The organism is Pseudomyxococcus flavus, assembly GCF_050038885.1.
Classification (GTDB): domain Bacteria; phylum Myxococcota; class Myxococcia; order Myxococcales; family Myxococcaceae; genus Myxococcus; species Myxococcus flavus.
This window is the reverse complement of record NZ_CP143624.1, coordinates 32532-50644: the sequence shown is the minus strand read 5'-3', so window position 1 is coordinate 50644 and position 18113 is coordinate 32532. Positions and strand designations below refer to the sequence as shown.

Annotated in this window: 14 protein-coding genes; 12 read left to right on the top strand and 2 right to left on the bottom strand. The window is 69.6% G+C overall.

The annotated features are described in order from the left end of the window. Positions 1-24: 24 nt before the first annotated feature. The gene (gene lptE / locus VZL07_RS00225) at positions 25-540 is read left to right on the top strand and encodes an LPS assembly lipoprotein LptE (protein WP_426753202.1); all 516 of its coding nucleotides are present in this window, start codon (positions 25-27) and stop codon (positions 538-540) included. A gap of 72 nt (positions 541-612) precedes the next feature. Here the strand turns inward: lptE and rpsT are convergent, their stop codons facing one another. Next, positions 613-888 (bottom strand): 30S ribosomal protein S20, encoded by a 276-nt coding sequence (rpsT, locus tag VZL07_RS00220; RefSeq protein ID WP_426753200.1) that lies wholly within the window; start codon positions 886-888, stop codon positions 613-615. Between the two features lie 139 nt (positions 889-1027). Further along, entirely contained in the window at positions 1028-2218 is a 1191-nt protein-coding gene (gene mazG, locus VZL07_RS00215) for a nucleoside triphosphate pyrophosphohydrolase (protein WP_426753198.1), read from the bottom strand. Between the two features lie 116 nt (positions 2219-2334). Between mazG and VZL07_RS00210 the strand changes: the two genes are divergently transcribed. The 11 genes from VZL07_RS00210 (at position 2335) to VZL07_RS00160 (ending at position 18112) form a co-directional block, all read left to right on the top strand. Further along, a complete protein-coding gene (locus VZL07_RS00210) occupies positions 2335-4563 on the top strand; it encodes a hypothetical protein (protein WP_426753196.1) in 2229 nt (742 codons plus the stop codon). A 6-nt stretch (positions 4564-4569) separates the two neighbouring features. Next, positions 4570-5688, top strand: a complete 1119-nt coding sequence (locus VZL07_RS00205; protein WP_426753195.1) for a DUF4388 domain-containing protein — start codon at positions 4570-4572, stop codon at positions 5686-5688. 89 nt (positions 5689-5777) lie between these two features. Beyond that, on the top strand, positions 5778-6878 hold the full coding sequence (locus VZL07_RS00200; protein WP_426753193.1) for a PhoH family protein: 1101 nt from the start codon (positions 5778-5780) through the stop codon (positions 6876-6878). A 133-nt stretch (positions 6879-7011) separates the two neighbouring features. Next, on the top strand, positions 7012-9510 hold the full coding sequence (locus tag VZL07_RS00195; protein WP_426753191.1) for an HD family phosphohydrolase: 2499 nt from the start codon (positions 7012-7014) through the stop codon (positions 9508-9510). Beyond that, entirely contained in the window at positions 9507-10391 is an 885-nt protein-coding gene (gene ybeY / locus VZL07_RS00190) for an rRNA maturation RNase YbeY (RefSeq protein ID WP_426753189.1), read from the top strand. Before VZL07_RS00195 ends, ybeY begins: the two co-directional genes overlap by 4 nt. Positions 10392-10491: 100 nt before the next feature. Then, positions 10492-11814, top strand: a complete 1323-nt coding sequence (locus VZL07_RS00185) for a DUF4105 domain-containing protein (RefSeq protein WP_426753187.1) — start codon at positions 10492-10494, stop codon at positions 11812-11814. A gap of 20 nt (positions 11815-11834) precedes the next feature. Continuing rightward, a protein-coding gene (gene prfB / locus VZL07_RS00180; protein ID WP_426753185.1) for a peptide chain release factor 2 occupies positions 11835-12957 on the top strand; the annotation gives its coding sequence in 2 pieces (ribosomal slippage) (positions 11835-11903 and positions 11905-12957; 1122 coding nt in all). Positions 12958-13089: 132 nt separating this feature from the next. Beyond that, the gene (locus tag VZL07_RS00175; protein ID WP_426753183.1) at positions 13090-13719 is read left to right on the top strand and encodes an RNA polymerase sigma factor; all 630 of its coding nucleotides are present in this window, start codon (positions 13090-13092) and stop codon (positions 13717-13719) included. Between the two features lie 38 nt (positions 13720-13757). Next, positions 13758-14099, top strand: coding sequence for an anti-sigma factor family protein (locus tag VZL07_RS00170; RefSeq protein ID WP_426753181.1), 342 nt, complete (start codon positions 13758-13760; stop codon positions 14097-14099). A 74-nt stretch (positions 14100-14173) separates the two neighbouring features. After that, positions 14174-15727 (top strand): lysine--tRNA ligase, encoded by a 1554-nt coding sequence (gene lysS / locus VZL07_RS00165; protein WP_426753179.1) that lies wholly within the window; start codon positions 14174-14176, stop codon positions 15725-15727. A 12-nt stretch (positions 15728-15739) separates the two neighbouring features. Then, the gene (locus VZL07_RS00160) at positions 15740-18112 is read left to right on the top strand and encodes an FtsX-like permease family protein (RefSeq protein WP_426753177.1); all 2373 of its coding nucleotides are present in this window, start codon (positions 15740-15742) and stop codon (positions 18110-18112) included. The last annotated feature ends 1 nt before the right edge of the window (position 18113 follow it).

Below are 18113 nucleotides of genomic sequence, written 5' to 3'. Positions count from 1 at the left end.
ATCCGGCCGGGTAGGGTGCCGCGCATGTCGCGACCCTGCGTTGTCGTACCTCGGCACCTCTGGATGGGCGTGGTGCTGGGCGGGTGGGTGGCCGCTGGAGCGGGGTGTGGCTATCGCCTCACGCCTCGGGGCGACGGCTTGCCGGAAGGGGTGACGTCGCTGTGCGCGCCCGTCTTCACCAACGACACGGCGGAGCCGACGCTGGAGGTCATCTTCACGCGCTTCCTGCGACAGGAGCTGATCCGCGTGGGACGACTGTCCGACGCAGCGTCCTGCAACGCGCGCATGGAGGGGACGGTGCTGACGGTGACGAGCTCGCCCACCATCATCGCGAACTACTTCCGCGTCTTCGCCCAGGCGAGGGTTCGCGTGGTGAAGGACGGGCAGATCCTCAGGGAGACGGTGGTCTCCGGGACGGAGGACTACCTGCAGGGAAGCGGAGACGTCCTGGAGGCGGAGGCGAACCGGCAGGTCGCGCTCGAGCGCCTCGCGGAGGTCTTGATGCGGGACGGGTACGATCGGCTGGCGGGCGCCTGGTGAGGAGGCGAGCGCCTCCTCCCGGCAGCCTGCACGGATGAAGCAGGGCCACGCGGGGCGGCCCCGGGGCTTCGACTAGGCCTGGGCGCGGGCGGCCTTGGAGGCGGCCTTCGCGAGGCGGGAGATGCGGCGGGACGCGGTGCGCTTGTGCAGCACGCCCTTGGAGGCGGCCTTGTCCAGCGCGCTGGCGGCCGACTTGATGGCGCCCGTCATCTTCGCCCCATCCTTGGTGCCGAGCGCCTCGCGGGCGGACTTCACGGCGGTCTTCACCTCACCGCGGACGGTGATGTTGCGCGCGCGGCGCTTGAGGGACTGACGGTGACGCTTCTCTGCGGACTTGGTGTTGGCCAAGAGAAATCTCCAGCGGTAATGGCAGGCTAAAAGAGGGGCCGTCCTTACTGCGACGCCTCGCAGGCGTCAAGGCGGGTGTGGGCCTCCAGCCGGGATTTCCGGGCTCTGGACGCCACGCCGAGGACACCTGCGAGGAAAATCACTCTACCGAAGGCGCATATTCCCACACCAGCCCCGCGGGGTCCTGGAAGGCGAGCCGCCCGGCCTGGTGCTGGATCACCCGCCCCCCTGGAATTTCCTCCAGGATGCCCCGGAGCCGCTCCACCGCGGCGGGGGAGGGGGCCGTCAGGGTCAGGATCATTCCGGAGGCGGCGGACGGCGCCTCGTGGAAGACGAACCGCAGGTCCCCCTCCTCATAGACGGCCTGGAGCGGGTCCGAGCCTCGCGGACGGGTCCATCCCAGGCGGGGCGCCAGGGCGTCCCAGAAGGCCCGCTGCGCGGGCAGGTCCGCCACCCCCAACCGCAGGGTGGTGACGGGAGCGCGCGGCACCCAGGACGGTGCCGGCAGCGCCTTCTCCTGGGCCTTGGCCCCCTGCCAGTGGCGCTCCAGGTGCTCCAGGGTGGCGTCGCCCAGGGCCACGCCCTCGGCGCGCAGGGCGCTCTCGATGTACTGGAAGCGGGCGGTGAAGCGGCGGATGGCCATCCGCAGCGCGTCCTCGGCCGGAGCGCCGACGAACCGCGCGAGGTTGGCGAGCGAGAAGAGCACGTCGCCCAGCTCGTGCTCGATGGCGTCCCGATCATCGGCGGCAATGGCCTCGTCGAGCTCGGCCAGTTCCTCCGCCAGCTTGGCGCGCACGCTGGCGATGTCCGGCCAGTCGAAGCCGATGCGGCTGGCCTTCTCGGTGAGCCGCTCGGCGCGCATCAGCGCCGGTGCCGCCACGGGGACGCCGTCCAGGACCGAGCCCTCCCGGCCCGTCTTGCGCTTCTTCTCCGCCGCCTTCAGCTTGGCCCAGTTGTCCAGCACCTGCTCGGCGCCCTCCAGGCGCTGGCCGTCGCCGAAGACATGGGGATGGCGGCTGACCAGCTTGTCGCTGATCGCCTTGGCCACGTCCGCGAAGGTGAACTCCCCCAGCTCCGTCGCGAGCTGCGCATGGAAGACGATCTGGAAGAGCAGGTCTCCCAGCTCCTCACAGAAGGTGCGCCAGGAGCCGCCGTAGGCCACCCGGTCCATCTCCTCCAGGACCTCGAAGGCTTCCTCCAGGAGGTAGGGCCGCAGCGAGCGCAGGTCCTGTTCGCGATCCCACGGGCAGCCGCCTTCGGCGCGCAGCTTCCGCATGATGTCGACCAGTCGCTCCAGCTCGGCCCCGGGGTCCAGCATCGTGTCCGCCATGCACATTCCTGTAGCACGCACGGGTCCGGTGCTGTCCGGCAAACGCGGCAGGTGGGCTGGCAGGCTGGCGTTCGTTTTCGCGGTTGGCCCTGGGTCGCCTATCATCCACCCCCTGGATGATCCGCCTCCCGCTTCTCGCACTTTTCCTCAGCGGCTTCACGCTCCTGGTTCCCGCCGTCGCGTCCGCGCAGCTCGAGGCCCCCACGCGCCTTCCCGAGGTGGATCCGGGGCCGATGGAGGCCGACCTGCGGGACGAGTCCATGGATTCGCCAGTGGACGACGGCGCCTACGTGGATGACGTGCCCGAAGAAGAGGAGGACGTTCCCGCCGAGGATGCTTCCACGGATGTGGAGTTCGAGGACAGCGCCGGGGCGCCTGCCCGGGGCTCTCTCCGTGGCGTGCAGGAAGCGGAGCCGGCTCCGAGGCGTGAACGGACGCCGGTGGCGATCCCTCCACCTCCGGCCGAGGAACCCACCGTCATCACCCCCCGGCCCGTGACGCTGAGCCCCGTGCTCGCGCCCCAGGTCACGGACGCGGACCTGGAAGCCGTCTGGAACCGGTGGCGGCAGGCCCGGGCCACCAATGACCGCGACGCTGCCGCGGCGGCACTCACGGAGCTGCGGACCCTGCGCGTCGAGCTGTCCGCCACCAACCTGGAGCCGCTGAGCGCGGGCTTCCTCCGGGAGGCGGCCGTTCGTCGCCGGGCGGGAGACCTGCCCGGGGCGGTGCGGCTGGCCGAGGTCGCGGTGGAGCTGTCTCCAGGGCTGCCCTATGCGCGCTTCGAGCTGGCGGAGCTGTATGCCCTGGAGAAGCCGGGCGACGTGTCCCGCGCCCTGGGGCAGGTGCGTCAGGCGCTGACGACCCTGGTGCAGGATGCGCGTTACCGCCGCCCCGCGATGGCGGACCTGGGCTCGCTCATCCTCATGGCCTGGGGGGCCACCGCCGCGGCGCTGATGGCGCTGTTCTTCCTGCGCAGGCTCCGTTACGCGCTGCACGACTTCCACCACCTGCTGCCTCGGGTCGTATCCAAGTGGCAATCCGCCGTGCTGGGCGTGCTGCTCCTGAGCCTGCCGTGGGTGCTGGGATTGGGCATCCTGCACACGCTGCTGCTGATGCTCGCCGTGGTGTCGCTCTACCTGTCCCGCGCGGAGCGCGTGGTCGCGGCGGTGCTCGTCGCCGGCGTGGCACTGCTGCCGTTGGCCGCGGGGCAGCTCGCGCGCGTCACGGCGTTCGCGGGGACTCCGGCGGAGGACGTGTACCTCCTGGAGCGCGGGGGACTGTCCGCCGAGGAGGCGCGCTCGCGGGTGCTGGCGCGGCTGGAGGCGCGGACGGCGACCTTCGCCGAAGTCGTCTCGCTGGCGTACTTCGAATCACGCCGGGGCCTGCTGGAGGAGGCACGGACGCACTTCAAGGCGGCCTCACTGCTGAAGAGCTCGGACGCGCGGCTGCTCACGCGCTTCGGCAACACCCTGGTCGCGCTGGGGGACCCGGATGGCGCGGCGCTCCTCTACGCGCAGGCGTCACGGTCGGCGCCCGACCTGGCGGCTCCGCATTACAACCTGGCCCAGGTGGTGCGCCGCCGGGCCAAGACCTTGCCGGACGCCGAGGTGGGCCAGGAGCTGGACCGCGCCGCCACGGCGATGGCCTCGGCGCAGGCGCTGGACAACTCCTTGATTGCCCGGGAGCCGCCTCCGGAGAGCCGTCTGCTCATGAACCTGCTGCTGCTCTCCCCGCCGCTGCTGGAGGCCGACTGGCTCCCGCTCGCGGATGGCACGGAGGCGGGCCGTCAGGTGGAGACGCAGCTGACGCGGTGGTTGCTGCCCGGGGTTCCTCCAGGCCCGGTGGCGTCGGTGGGCGCCGCGTGCGTGGCGGTGCTGCTGGCCCTGCTCGGCTTCGCGGGAGACCGCTTGAAGGTGGCCCGGGTGTGCGAGCGCTGCGGGCGCGCGGTGTGTGTGCGCTGCGACCCGGAGCTGGGCGTGGGCAGCAAGCAATGTGGCCAGTGCGTCAACGTCTTCTCGCGCCGCGGGCTGGTGCCGCAGCACCTTCGGACCCGGAAGCAGCGCCAGGTGGACCGTCACCGGGCCTGGTCGGGGCGGCTGACCTACGTGCTGGGCGTGGTGCTGTCCGGGGCGGGGCACGTGGCGTCGGGCCTGCCATTCCGGGGCGCCCTCTATGCCTTCGGCTTCCTCTTCGCGCTGGCCGCGGTGCTGCTCCACCAGGGCCTGGTGCGAGGGCCCTATGGGGAGGCGCCGGTGTACCTCAAGCTGGTGCCCGCGGCATTGCTCCTGCTGGGCGTCCATGTGCTGTCGCTGCGCGGTCTGCACCGTCTGCGGCGGGGAGAGTGAGCGTCCATGTCCCTGCAAGGCACCCTGAAGGACTTTGGGATTGGCGACATCCTGCAGCTCATCGGGCAGCAGCAGAAGACGGGCACGCTCCATGTCCGCACCAAGGACCAGGAAGTGCGCATCGGCTTCAATGATGGCCACATCATCAAGGCGGAGAGCGTCACCCGGAAGCGCAAGGAGCTCATCGGCACCATGCTGGTGCGCTCGGAGCTCATCACCGAGACGCAGCTCGAGGCGGCCCTGGAGACGCAGCGCCGCACCCTGAAGCGGCTGGGGGACGTGCTCGTCTCCAGCCAGGCCATCACCGCCGAGCGCTTCCAGGCCATGATGCAGCTCCAGGCGACGGAGACCCTCTACCGCCTCTTCACCTGGAAGTCGGGCACCTACGAGTTCGTCCAGGAGCCCGTGGAGCCGGACGCGGAAGCCATCCAGCCCCTGCGCGCCGAGACGGTGCTGATGGAGGGCTTCCGGATGGTGGATGAGTGGCCCGTCATCCGGCAGAAAATCCACCGCGACGACCTCGTCTTCGAGCGCATCAAGGCCCTGCCTCAGCCTCGCTTCGACGACGAGGGCGGAGAGCTCGGGGCCATCGGTCCGTCGGAGCGCCGCATCTACGACGAGCTGTCGCCCGGGCGCGACCTCCGCAAGCTGGTGGACATCTCGTGCCTGGGCGAGTTCGAGACCTGCAAGGCGCTCTACAACCTGGTGAAGGGGGAGTACATCCGGCCCATCCTGCCGGAGGGGGCCCCGGCACCCACGCCGGGAGACCCGCGTCTGCTTGCCCGCCTGGGCGCCCCCGTGGGACGCCTGCTCGCCACCATGGCGGTGCTGGCGGCACTGGCGCTGGTGGTGTCCCGCGCGGTGGGCGTGAGTCACGAAGGTGCGTCGTCCACGCCGTTTGCGGATTCAGCGGCCCAACGTCATGTTTCTGAGGCCCAACGCGTCCGCATCGAGGCCGCGCTGGAGGTCTTCCGACTGGAACGCGGAGAGCTGCCCGAACGTCTGGATTCTTTGGTCCAGGCTGGACTGTTGAAACCGGGCGAACTGAAATACCCCTGGCAGGAAGAGTACTATTACCGGCGGTTGGCCGCTCGGCAGTTCGTTCTCCTGCCACCCTTGCGCTAGCCCTGACACAAAGTCGTCTTTCGCGGCCTGAATGGCGGCGTTACGTTGGTGTCAGCGGTAAGGGACATAGACCGAGGAAAGAACCCGCATTGCGAAATCCCGCCACGTTGGAAGCGCCCGAAGTCATTACCGCCTCCGCCAAGGTGGACGTTCGTGACAACGCGACCGCCCTGGCCCTCTGCGGCAACCAGAACGAAAACCTCAAGCTGATGGAGCGGCGCCTCGGGGTCCGGGTGGGACAACGGGGGACCGAATTCCACCTCTCCGGCCCGTCGGATGCCGTGGCCTTCGCGGTGCGCCTCCTGGAGAACCTGGAGCAGATGATCCGCGCCGGCCGTCCCGTGTACCGCGAGGACGTGGAGCAGGGCATCAAGGTGCTCGGCCGCGGCGCGGAGTCCCTGCAGGAGGTGATGCTGGGGCCCGTGCTCAAGAGCTCCGGGAACCGGCAGATCTCCCCCAAGAGCATCAACCAGAAGCGCTACGTGGATGCCATCCGCGGCCATGACATCGTCTTCGGTATCGGCCCCGCCGGTACGGGCAAGACGTACCTGGCCATGGCCATGGCGGTCGCCTTCCTCCAGGAGCGCAAGGTCAAGCGCATCGTCCTGGCGCGTCCCGCCGTGGAGGCGGGCGAGAAGCTGGGCTTCCTGCCCGGCGATCTGCAGGAGAAGGTGAACCCCTACCTGCGGCCCCTCTATGACGCGCTCCACGACATGATGGCGGCCGAGCGCGCCGCGCACCTGCTGGAGCAGGGCGTGGTGGAAGTGGCCCCGCTGGCCTTCATGCGCGGCCGCACGCTCAATGACGCCTTCGTCATCCTCGACGAGGCGCAGAACACCACCGTGGAACAGATGAAGATGTTCCTGACGCGCCTGGGCTACAACAGCAAGGCCGTCATCACCGGTGACGTGACGCAGGTGGACCTGCCCACGGGGAAGATGTCCGGGTTGAACCACGCCCGCGCCGTGCTGAAGAACATCGACGGCATCCACTTCGCGGAGTTCGCGGAGGTGGACGTGGTCCGCCACCCCCTGGTCCAGGAAGTCATCCGCGCCTACGACCGGGCGGACCTCGCCCAGCGCGAGGCCCAGGCCGCCCGGGAGGCTGCCGCCCAGGCTGCGGCCACCCAGGTCACTCCGGACCCGGAAGCGCCGTCGGAGCCGGCTCCCGAGCCCGTTGCCGCCGAGTAACGGTGCGTGGACCTACGTGCGCCCACCCGTGCACACCCTGCCGGGCGGGCGTACTCCATCCCACCCTTGCGAATATTCCCTGGCGCTGCGTCCTTGAAGGATCCGCGACGCCTTATCTAGGGTGAGGACCCCCATGGCCGAACCGGAAACGCAGCCCCCCGGGCGCAGTCCGCTGGACGCGCTCGCCGAACGCCTCGGCCTGGACAATGGCGTCTGGGGGCGGCGCGCTGTCCAGGTTCTTCTGCTGCTCGCCGTCTCCGTAGGCGCGGGCTTCATCATCTCCCCGGGGCTCTACAGCCAGCAGATTCCGGCGCTGACCGAGGAGAACCTCGGCAAGCCGTTCCGGGCCAGCTCGCCCGCGGGCTTCAAGGCCGCCCGGGATTACGAAATCGTCCACCGGGCCATGACGCAGCAACGCCGCCAGGACGCGCGCGCCGCCGTCCGGCCCGTCTATGACCTGAACCCGGCTGTCCTGGGGCAGCTGCGCGCGACGGTGAGCTCCGCCTTCGCGTCCATGCGCATGCACCTGGACGCCCTGGCCGAGGCCCAGGAGGAGAGCGAGCCCGAGGAGCGCGAGGCGAAGGGCAAGCGTCGTCCCGCCGCGTCACCGGAGATGGTGGAGCTGGAGCGCGCCACCCGCGAGAAGATGCGCGCGGAGCTCCAGGAGCGCTTCTTCGGCAAGCGGGATGCGGTGCTGGAGGCCGAGGACTTCCAGGCGCTCTACGCCACCAGGTTCTCGGTGGAGGCCGAGACGGCCATGCTCCTGGTGCTGGAGCGGGCGTACCGTTCCGACCGCGGGCCCGTGCACGTCGCCGGTCTGCGCGAGGAGCTGGTGCGCGAGGCCCACCAGGGCCTCACCGTGCGGGACGTGGTGAACAAGGCCGAGGAGACCCTGCCGGGAAACTCCGCCCTCGTGGTGGACGTGGCCGAGGCGCACCAGGAGATGGAGCGTTTCGCCTCCGTACCTGGAAACCTGATGCCGGACGCGCCGGGCATCCAGCGCCGCGCCATCCTCAGGATGGCCCAGCGGCTGGTGCGGCCCAACCTCACCATCAACATCGCGGAGACGGACGCGCGCCGCAACCAGGCGGCCCAGGCGGTGAAGGACGCCGTCATCTCCATCAAGAAGGGCCAGCGCGTCATTGGTGACGGCGAGCTGGTCAACGAGTCGCACCTCGTCATCCTGCGCGGCATGCGCGCGGAGACGGACAAGCTGGACCTGTTCCAGCTCCAGGTGGGCGGCACGGGCCTGGTGGGCCTGCTCATCGTGGCGTCGTACTTCTTCTGCCGCGCGGCCTTCCGGCGCTTCCGGCCCACGCGCAAGGACGGGGTGCTGCTGGGCATGCTCCTGCTGGGCATGCTGGGCCTGCTGCAGCTCTGGGTGTCCATCGCGGACGCCGTGCAGGACCGGTACACGTCCATCCCCATCGAGGCCTTCTATTACGCCTTCCCGGTGGCGGCGGGCGCCATGCTGGTGCGCTTCATCCTGGCCCAGGAGCTGGCGCTCTTCTTCGCGCTCGTCTTCGCCTGCCTCACCGGGGTGATGCTGGGCAACTCGCTGGCCTTCGGCATCTTCACGCTGGTGGGCTCGCTGGTGGCGGCCGACCGCATCGTCAAGGCGAAGGACCGCGTGGGCATCTTCCGCGCGGGCCTGGTGACGGGCGCGGTGAACCTGGTGGCCGTGCTCTTCCTCTTCCTGGTGGAAGGCAAGGGCCTCTCGGCCGACACGCTCATCACCGCGGTGAGCGCCTTCATCGGCTCGTCGCTGGCGGTGCCGGTGATGGTGATGGCGCTCACGCCGCTCATCGAGGCCACCTTCGGCTACGCCTCCGACATCAAGCTGCTGGAGCTGGCCAACCTCAACCACCCGGCGCTCAAGGAGCTCATCGTCCAGGCGCCCGGCACCTACCACCACTCCATCATCATCGGCTCGCTGGTGGAGAATGCGGCGGAGGCCATTGGGGCCAATCCGCTGCTGGCGCGCTCGTGTGCGTACTACCACGACATCGGCAAGGGCCGGAATCCGCTCTACTTCGGTGAGAACCAGAAGGGCGAGAACCGCCATGACGCGCTCGCGCCGGCGATGAGCGCGGTCATCATCAAGCGGCACGTGACGGAGGGCCTGGAGATGGCCCGCCAGTACCGGCTGCCCAAGCTGGTGGCGGACGCGATTCCGCAGCACCACGGCACCCGCACGGTGGGCTTCTTCTACCACAAGGCCCTGAAGGAGCAGGAAGGCAAGGAGGGGGCGCCACCCATCGACGAGAGCATCTACCGCTACCCGGGGCCGAAGCCGCAGTTCCGGGAGGCGGCGCTGGTGATGATCGCCGACGCGGTGGAGGCCTCCACGCGCTCCATGCCGGACCCCACCACGCCCAAGCTGCTGGCGCAGGTGCAGAAGATCATCAACCTCATCTTCTCCGAGGGTCAGCTCGACGAGTGTGACCTGACGCTGAAGGACCTCAACCTCATCTCGCAGTCCTTCCTGCACACGCTCGAGGGCATCTACCACACGCGCCCGGCCTACCCGGCGGGCGCGGTGGGCGGGGGCAAGGCGCCGCCGCTGGTCGTGGCCGGCGCGCCGCGGCCGGTGGAAGCCAAGGACAAGACGCGGAACGCGGGTGGGGCATGAGCGCGGCACGGAGGGGCAACAGCGTGAGATTGCGCAAGGGGAAGCTGATTCCCCGGGATGACGGCAAGCGCATCGAGGAGTTCGTGGGCGCGGCCACCACCCAGACCGAGTCCGCGTCGGTGGCCCGGATGCTGGCCCCCCCGGGCTGGTCCGAGCCCGCGCAGACGCCCGAGTTCGACGAGGTCGTCATCGTCCTGACGGGCGAGCTGACGGTGGTGGTGGAGGGCCGCCGCGAGCGCATCGCCGCCGGTGAGGTGGGGCTGGTGCCCCGCGGCAAGCGCGTGGTGTACCGCAACGACGGCCAGGGCGCGTGCGACTACTGGTCGGTATGCGCGCCAGCGTTCCGTCCCGAGCTGGCGCACATGGAGGCGCCCAAGCCCCGCGTGGAGGAGAACCACGTCACCATCCAGGTGGCCCACGGCCAGGGCCGGGACTTCGCGCGCCTGCTGACGGCGTGGGCGAAGGACTACCTGGTGCAGCTCGAGCTGTCGGGCGTGGAGCTGTCCCTGTCCCTGGTGGACGACCGGGCCATCCGCCGGCTCAACCGCACCTGGCGCCAGAAGGACAAGGCGACGGATGTGCTGAGCTTCCCCGCGGGCGAGCTGCCCAAGGGCACGCCGGGGCCCCGCCCGCTGGGTGACGTGGTCATCTCCCTGGACACGGCCAAGCGGCAGGCCAAGGAGTACGGCCGCACGCTGGAGTCGGAGATGGCGCGCTACCTGGCGCACGGCCTGCTTCACCTGCTGGGCCATGACCACGAGCGGCCTCGGGACGCGAAGCGCATGGCGGCACTGGAGGAGCAGCTGTTGGGCGAGCGGGGCATGGTCGCGGACTCGCTCCAGGTGGATGCCCGGGCGCGGCGAGCCCGCAGCCTCATGTAGGCCCTCTGTCGGCTCCTCGCCGGACAATCCGGCAATCCCGCCGGTTGAGCGGGGCGTGTCGCGTGATAGGTAGGCGGCCTCCCGCGTGTTGGATTGACCCATGCTCCGCCCGTCCCTCATTGCCTCCTGCCTGCTCGGCCTGCTGCTGCTGGCGGCGCCCGCGCGCGCGGCCTCCCTGCCGCCGTGGGGCACGGGAGAGAGCCAGGGCGAGGACCTGGCCATCCTCCTGGTGACCTTCAGCCCCGGGGACGACGTGCCCTCCTGGTGGGGGCATGGCTCCCTGGTGGTGGAGGACCGGAGGCTGCGGCAGTCGCGCCTCTACAACTACGGGATGTTCTCCTTCGACGAGGCCATGCTCGCCCGCTTCGCCATGGGCCGGCTGGAGTTCTGGGTGGGCCAGTCGTCGGTGGGTGGCACCTTCCGTCACTACCAGGCCGAGGACCGCGACGTCCGCGTGCAGGAGCTGAACCTCACACCCGAGCAGCGCGTCGTCGTCGCCAGGCGCCTGGCGGAGAACGTGCTGCCGGAGAACCGTGAGTACCTGTACCACCACTACAACGACAACTGCGTCACCCGGCTGCGGGACATGATTGACGTGGCCACGGGCGGTCAGCTCCGCGAGGCGGACCGGGCGCCGGGCCGGATGACGCTGCGCGAGCACACCCGGCGCTACACGGCGGTGAACGCGCCCATGAGCGTGCTGCTCGACTTCATGATGAACGACGAAATCGATCGTCCCGTCACGAAGTGGGAGGAGGCCTTCCTCCCGGACGAGCTGGAAGCCCAGGTGGCGGCGCTCCAGGTGAAGCGCGCGGACGGCCCGCCGGAGCCGCTGGTGGCGAAGCAGTGGAACTATTACGAGTCGGCGACGCGCAAGCGCCCGCCGGCGGAGCCTCCCGCCTGGGGCCCATGGATTCTCGCCCTCGGCGTGGCCCTGGGCGGCCTCGCGGTGGGGCTGGCGGCCTGGGAGCGCAAGAGCGGCAGCGGCGTGGCCCGGCTGCTGCTCGGCCTGGAGAACGTCGTCATGGGGCTGGGGCTCGGGTTGCCCGGCACCGCGCTGTTCATCATGGGCCTGGTGACGGACCACACGGTGACGCACCGCAACGAGAACCTGCTGCTGGCCAACCCGCTGACCCTGCTGGCGTTGCCCTTCGGCATGGCCCTCATGTGGGGCAGCCAGAAGGCGCGCGCGCGGCTGTTCAAGGTGTGGCTGGTGCTGGCGGCCTCGGGCGTGCTGGGCGTGCTGCTCAAGGTGTTGCCGCCCTTCGACCAGGACAACTGGCGGCTCATCGCGCTCATCCTGCCCATCTCCCTGGGCATGGTGGGCGCATTCGGACTGGACCGGGTGCTGGCGCGCCTTCCCGGCGCGGACCGCGCGTCAGCCGGACGGCGGGATGCCGTCGCAACGCTGAAGACTCCCTGACGAGGATACGGAAAGAAGCCATGGCGAACGATTCGATGGAGAAGATCAACGGCCTCAGAGAGCGCGTGCTGGCGCTCCGGGGGCATCTTTGACCTCGACCGCAAGCGGTCCCGCATCGCGCTGATTGAACGCGACTCCACGCTGCCCACCTTCTGGGACGACAACACCAAGGCGCAGGCCCTGCTCAAGGAGAAGTCCACGCTGGAGGCCAGCGTCGGCGCCTATGACAAGGTGATGCGCGGCCTGGATGACGCGCAGGTGCTCTTCGAGCTGGCCGCAGAGGCCAACGACGACGCCACCACCCAGGAGGCGGAGGGCTCGCTCGTGGGGCTCGAGGGCGAGGTCGCCAAGCTGGAGCTGGCGCGCATGCTGTCCGGCGAGCAGGACCGCAGCAACTGCTTCATGGACATCAACGCTGGCGCCGGCGGCACCGACTCCATGGACTGGGCGGCCATGCTGCTGCGCATGTACACGCGCTACTGCGAGGCCAAGGGCTGGAAGGTCGAGATCAACGACGAGGTGCCGGGCGAAGAGGCGGGCTTCAAGAACGTCTCCCTGCGCATCGAGGGTGACTTCGCCTACGGCTACCTGAAGGCGGAGGTGGGCGTGCACCGCCTGGTGCGCATCTCTCCCTTCGACGCCAACGCGCGCCGGCAGACGGCCTTCGCGTCCGTGGACGTCTATCCCGAGGTGGACGACACCATCGAGATCGACATCCCGGAGAAGGACATCGAGCTGAAGTTCATCCGCGGTGGTGGCGCCGGCGGCCAGAAGGTGAACAAGACGTCGTCCACCGCGCAGCTGCGCCACCTGCCCACCGGCATCATCATCACCTGCCAGACGGAGCGCTCGCAGTCGGCCAACAAGGACATGGCCTTCAAGATCCTGCGCGGCCGCCTGTACGAGCTGGAGATGAAGAAGCGCGAGGCCGCGCGCGACGCCGCCGAGGCGCAGAAGAAGGACATCTCCTTCGGCTCGCAGATCCGCTCCTACGTGCTGGCGCCGTACCGCATGGTGAAGGACCTGCGCACCGGCGTGGAGACGGGCAACGTGGACGCGGTGCTGGACGGGGACCTGGAGGAGTTCGTCACCGCGCAGCTCCTGGGCGTGAAGAACCCCAACCGCGGCGCCGGCGCGGACTAGGCACCGGCGTTTCCTCGCCGTGCCCCGGAACCTTTTTCGCGGCCCTGCTGTCGGAGGGCCGCGGGGTAGGGGACGGGGTAGGCTGAGGGACGGTGGCACCTCCTGCGGAGGGGCTGTCGCGGGAGGAGACCGGTGTCATCGGGCGGCGTGCTCGAAATCGGACAGGAAGGGGCTGCCGCCGCGGACGCGTCCGAATCGCGCCGGCAGGACGCGGCGCTGCTCGCGCGGCTGCGCCGGGGGGACCCGGACGCCTTCGAGCTGCTGGTCCGCACCCACCAGGACCGGCTCTACGACTTCTGCGTCCGCATGCTGGGGGACCGCGAGGAAGCGCACGACCTGGTGCAGGAAATCTTCGTCAGCGTGCACCAGAACGTCCGCCGTTTCCGCGAGGACTCGAAGCTGTCCACCTGGCTGTTCCGCATCACCCGCAACCACTGCATCAACCGCCTCAAGTACCTCAAGCGACGGGGGCGGGGGCGCTCGGACGTGTACGACGAGGCCGCGGCCCTCCTCACCGAGGGGGGCGGGACGGCGCCCGGCCCGGACGCCGCGCTGGAGTCCGCGCGCGAGCGGGCCCGGGTGCAGTGGGCCATCTCCCAACTGGAGCCGGATGCGCGCATGCTGGTGGCGCTGCGCGACATCGAAGGCCTCAGCTACGACGAAATCATCGACATCACCGAGCTACCGGAGGGCACGGTGAAGAGCCGGCTCCACCGGGCCCGGGAAAAGCTGGCGGACCTCCTGGGGCGGCTTGAGCCATGAGCGGCATTCATCGCAGACTGCGGGACGTGGAACCGCGGATGGACCATCGCGAGGCGAGGGCGCTGTTCCTCGCGCTCGCGGACGACGAGCTTCCGGCCCCCAAGGCCCAGGAGGTTCGCACCCACCTGGACGGCTGCGAGGACTGCCGCCAGGGCTGGCAGCGCTATGCCAGCGCGGTGAAGCGGGTCCAGGGCGTGGAGCGCGAGAAGGCGCCGCCCGCGCTCGCCTCCATGGTGCTCCGCCGCGTGCGCCGCAAGCGCCGCTTCGGCCTGCGGGGCCTGCACATGGCGCACATGAGCCACCGTCTTCCGGTGGAAATCCTCATCCCGCTGCTGCTGGCGGCCGCGGTGGCGGCCTTCCTGGTGATGGCCGCTCCCTGACCGGGCATCCGCTGTGTTGCGTTGCGTCCCGGGGGAGCCTTGGCTACGGTGCCGCGCCTTTGGGAAAGCGCGTCATGGCCGAGACCGAGAACAAGAGCGAAAAGAGTGCGGGCGAGGGCGACCTCGGGACGAAGGAACAGGAAATCTACGACCAGCGGCTGGAGAAGGCCGCGAAGTGGCGCGAGGCCGGCTTCAATCCGTACGGCAACGGCTACCGTCCCCAGCACCAGGCCGCCGAAATCCACGAGAAGCACGGCGCCCAGTCCGCCGAGGAAATCGAGCAGGCCGCGCCGCCGCCGTACGACGTCGCCGGCCGCATCGTGGCCATGCGCTCGTTCGGCAAGGCCGCCTTCATCAAGCTGCGCGACCGCTCGGGCGAAATCCAGGTCCACATGAAGAAGGACGCCCTGGGGGACGCCTACGAGACCTTCAAGCTGTGTGACTTGGGCGACTTCCTGGCCGCCACCGGCCCCGTGTTCCGTTCGAAGACGGGCGAGCTGACGCTGTCCGCCACCAAGTTCACCCCGCTCACCAAGTCGCTGCGGCCCCTGCCCGAGAAGTGGCATGGCCTGACGGACGTGGAGGTCCGCTACCGCCAGCGCTACCTGGACCTGGTGTCCAACCCGGACGTGAAGCAGACCTTCCTCCGGCGCAACAAGCTCATCCGCTTCATCCGCAACTTCCTCGACACGCGCGACTTCGTCGAGGTCGAGACGCCGATGATGCACCCGCTCGTGTCCGGCGCGGCGGCGCGGCCCTTCACCACGCACCACAACGCGCTCGACATCGACCTGTACATGCGCATCGCCCCGGAGCTGTATCTCAAGCGCCTGGTGGTGGGCGGCCTGGAGCGCGTCTACGAGGTCAACCGCAACTTCCGCAACGAGGGCATCAGCACCCGGCACAACCCCGAGTTCACGATGCTCGAGTTCTATCAGGCGTACGCCACGTACGAGGACCTGATGGACCTCTCCGAGGAGATGATTTCCGCGGCGGCCCAGGCCGTCACCGGCGACACGAAGGTGAAGTACGGCGAGCACGTGCTCGACTTCGGCAAGGGCTGGAAGCGCATCTCCATGACGGAGGCCATCCGCGAGGCGGTGGGCAGCCTGTCCGACAAGGACATGGCGGACCCGGACCGGCTGCGTCACGAGCTGCTCAAGACGAGCCACTCGGAGGCCGAGCGGCGGGCCATCGACACCATGAACCACGGGGAGCTGGTGGGCGCGCTCTTCGAGCACCACGTCGAGCACACCCTCATCCATCCCACCTTCATCACCCATTTCCCTACCGCCGTCTCGCCGCTGGCCCGCCGCAATGACCAGAACCCGGAGGTGACGGACCGCTTCGAGCTGTACGTGGCGGGGCGGGAAATCGCGAACGCCTTCTCCGAGCTGAACGACCCGCTGGACCAGAAGGGCCGCTTCCTGGCCCAGCTGGAGGCGAAGCAGCGGGGACAGCAGGAGACCATGGACTACGACGAGGACTACATCCGCGCCCTCGAGCACGGCATGCCGCCCACGGCCGGTGAAGGCATCGGGATTGATCGGCTCGCCATGCTGTTCACGGATTCGCAGAGCATCCGGGACGTCATCCTGTTTCCCCTCCTCAAGCCACTGGCGAAGTAGCCAGGAGGCCGCGTGCACTCCGCCGAACGGCAGACCGTCTATCGCTGGACCTTCATCTGGATTGGGGCCCTGGTCGCCCTGGCGGGCTTCGTCCTGCTGGGGGTGGCGCTCACGTCCGCCCAGGCTTGGGAGGAGGCCAGCCCCGCGCTGGGGCTCTCCCTGCTCGGGTGGGGTGGGCTGATCCAGGCCGTGACCGCGGCGCGCATGGTGGCCGAGCAGGCCGTCACGCCGCTGCCGAACACCGGCGTGCTGGTGGCCGGAACGGCCGTGTGGCTCGCGGGGTGGGCGCTCATCGCGGCGGGCATCCGCCGCGCCCCCGAGCCTTCCGAAGGGCCCAGCCCGGCCGCGGGCGCCACGCTGTACCCGCGGCTGGCGCGCTACCGGGACTTCTACTGGAGCACCCTGGGGGCCTACGGCGGCGGCATCCTGCTGGCGGAGGTGGTCCTCATCCTCCTGCAGACGGTGCTCTCCAGCGGCGTGTCGACCACGGAGTTGTCGGGCGCGGCGAAGGGGGGCGGCGGTGGCCTGTCCGTGTCGCCCACCGGGGCGTTCGCCATCGCGCTGATCGCCGGTGGCATGGTGGCGTTCATCTCCGGCTTCATCGGCGCCTCGCGCGCGCAGCGGCTGTCGCTGCCCGAGGCCACCATCGGCGTGCTGTACCTGGGCCTGCCCATCCCCATCGTCCTCACGCTGATGGAGCGGCTGCCCGGGCTCCAGCTCGCGCTGGGCTACCGGCTACGCGAGGTGACGTACGTCGCGGGGCTGATCGGGCGCCCGGAGCTGGGGTACTGGCTCGTCTTCACGTTCCTGGTGCTGGCGCTGGTGCTGGGCGTCAACACCGGCTTCATCGCCGCGGGCAGCGGCCGCGTGGACCTGAAGCTCGGCTTCGAGCTCTTCGTCGCGCGGCGGCACGTCGCGGTGTTCCGGCCCTCGCTGCTCCTGGGCACGCTGGCGGTGCTGATGCTGGGCATCATCCCGCCGCTGCTCATCTACTTCGTCATCCGCTCCGCGGAGGCCGCGGTGGAGCGCACCCGCATCCGCAAACTGGGCCTGAGCGACCCGCTGGCGGCCGCCTCCGACCTCAACCGCCTCAAGCTGCGTGAGCAGTCGCCCACCATGATGATGACCGCCCTGTCCGTGGGCGGCGTGGGCGTGGGGGTGATGGCGCTCATCATCGTCCTGTCGGTGATGAGCGGCTTCGAGGCGGACCTGCAGCAGAAGATTCTGGGCACCAACGCGCACGCCGTGGTGTCCAAGTACGCGGGGGACCTGCCCGAGTACCCCAAGGTCATGGAGGCCGTGCGCAAGGTGCCCGGCGTCGTGGGACAGACGCCCTTCATCATCAACCAGGTGATGATTGCGTCCGAGGGCAACGTGGACGGCGTCATCATCAAGGGCATCGACCCGGCCACGGTGGGCGAGGTGACGGACCTGCCGCGCAACATCCTCGGCGGCGGCTCGCTCGACATCCTCTATACCCCGGAGAAGATCGTCCACCGCGGCCTGCCGGACGACGAGGAGCCCGCCGAGGAGAGCGGGGTGGTGGAGGACGACATCATCCGCCGCTCCGGCGCGCCCAAGAAGCCGGCGGTGCTGCCGGGCATCGTCATCGGCCGTGAGCTGGCGGCGTCGCTGCGCGTGGTGGTGGGAGACCGGGTGAACGTCGTCTCCCCGCTGGGCACCGAGCTGGGGCCCTCCGGCCCGATTCCGAAGAGCCGCGCCTTCCGCGTGGCGGCCCTCTTCTACTCGGGCATGTACGAGTACGACTCCAAGTTCGTCTACATCCTCCTCAAGGAGGCCCAGGACTTCTTCGACGTGAAGGGCGCCACGGGCATCGAGCTCAAGGTGGCGGACATCGACGACGCGCGGCGCATCGCCTCGCAGGTGGTGAAGGCGCTGGGCGGCTACCCCTACCGGGCGCGTGACTGGGGGGAGATGAACAAGAACCTCTTCTCCGCGCTGCGCCTGGAGAAGCTGGTGATGGGCATCATCCTCTCCATCATCATCATCGTGGCCGCCGGCCTCATCGTCGCCACCGTCATCATGCTGGTGCTGGAGAAGCGGAAGGAGATTTCCGTCCTCAAGGCGCTGGGCGTCTCGGACGGCGGTATCGTGAAGATATTCCTCGCCGAGGGCCTTCAGATTGGCGTCGCGGGCGGCTTCCTCGGGCTCATCTCCGGCCTGTCCTGGTGCGTCTTCATCGAGAAGGTCGGCATCAAGCTGGACCCGGACGTCTATTACATCCCGGCGCTGCCGGTGCGAATCGAGCCGGTGCAGACCGTGCTGGCCGTCGTCATCGCGGTGCTCGTCACCTACCTCGCCTCCATCTACCCGGCCCTCAAGGCCAGCAGCGTGGAGCCGGTGGAAGGCCTCAAGGCGGAGTAGC

What these genes read in the sequence shown, in the direction of transcription:
- lptE (WP_426753202.1), top strand. Translation starts at nt 25, where the DNA reads ATGTCGCGACCCTGCGTTGTCGTACCTCGGCACCTCTGGATGGGCGTG.
- VZL07_RS00210 (WP_426753196.1), top strand. Translation starts at nt 2,335, where the DNA reads ATGATCCGCCTCCCGCTTCTCGCACTTTTCCTCAGCGGCTTCACGCTC.
- ybeY (WP_426753189.1), top strand. Translation starts at nt 9,507, where the DNA reads ATGAGCGCGGCACGGAGGGGCAACAGCGTGAGATTGCGCAAGGGGAAG.
- VZL07_RS00205 (WP_426753195.1), top strand. Translation starts at nt 4,570, where the DNA reads ATGTCCCTGCAAGGCACCCTGAAGGACTTTGGGATTGGCGACATCCTG.
- VZL07_RS00195 (WP_426753191.1), top strand. Translation starts at nt 7,012, where the DNA reads ATGGCCGAACCGGAAACGCAGCCCCCCGGGCGCAGTCCGCTGGACGCG.
- mazG (WP_426753198.1), bottom strand. Translation starts at nt 2,218, where the DNA reads ATGGCGGACACGATGCTGGACCCCGGGGCCGAGCTGGAGCGACTGGTC.
- VZL07_RS00185 (WP_426753187.1), top strand. Translation starts at nt 10,492, where the DNA reads ATGCTCCGCCCGTCCCTCATTGCCTCCTGCCTGCTCGGCCTGCTGCTG.
- VZL07_RS00170 (WP_426753181.1), top strand. Translation starts at nt 13,758, where the DNA reads ATGGACCATCGCGAGGCGAGGGCGCTGTTCCTCGCGCTCGCGGACGAC.
- lysS (WP_426753179.1), top strand. Translation starts at nt 14,174, where the DNA reads ATGGCCGAGACCGAGAACAAGAGCGAAAAGAGTGCGGGCGAGGGCGAC.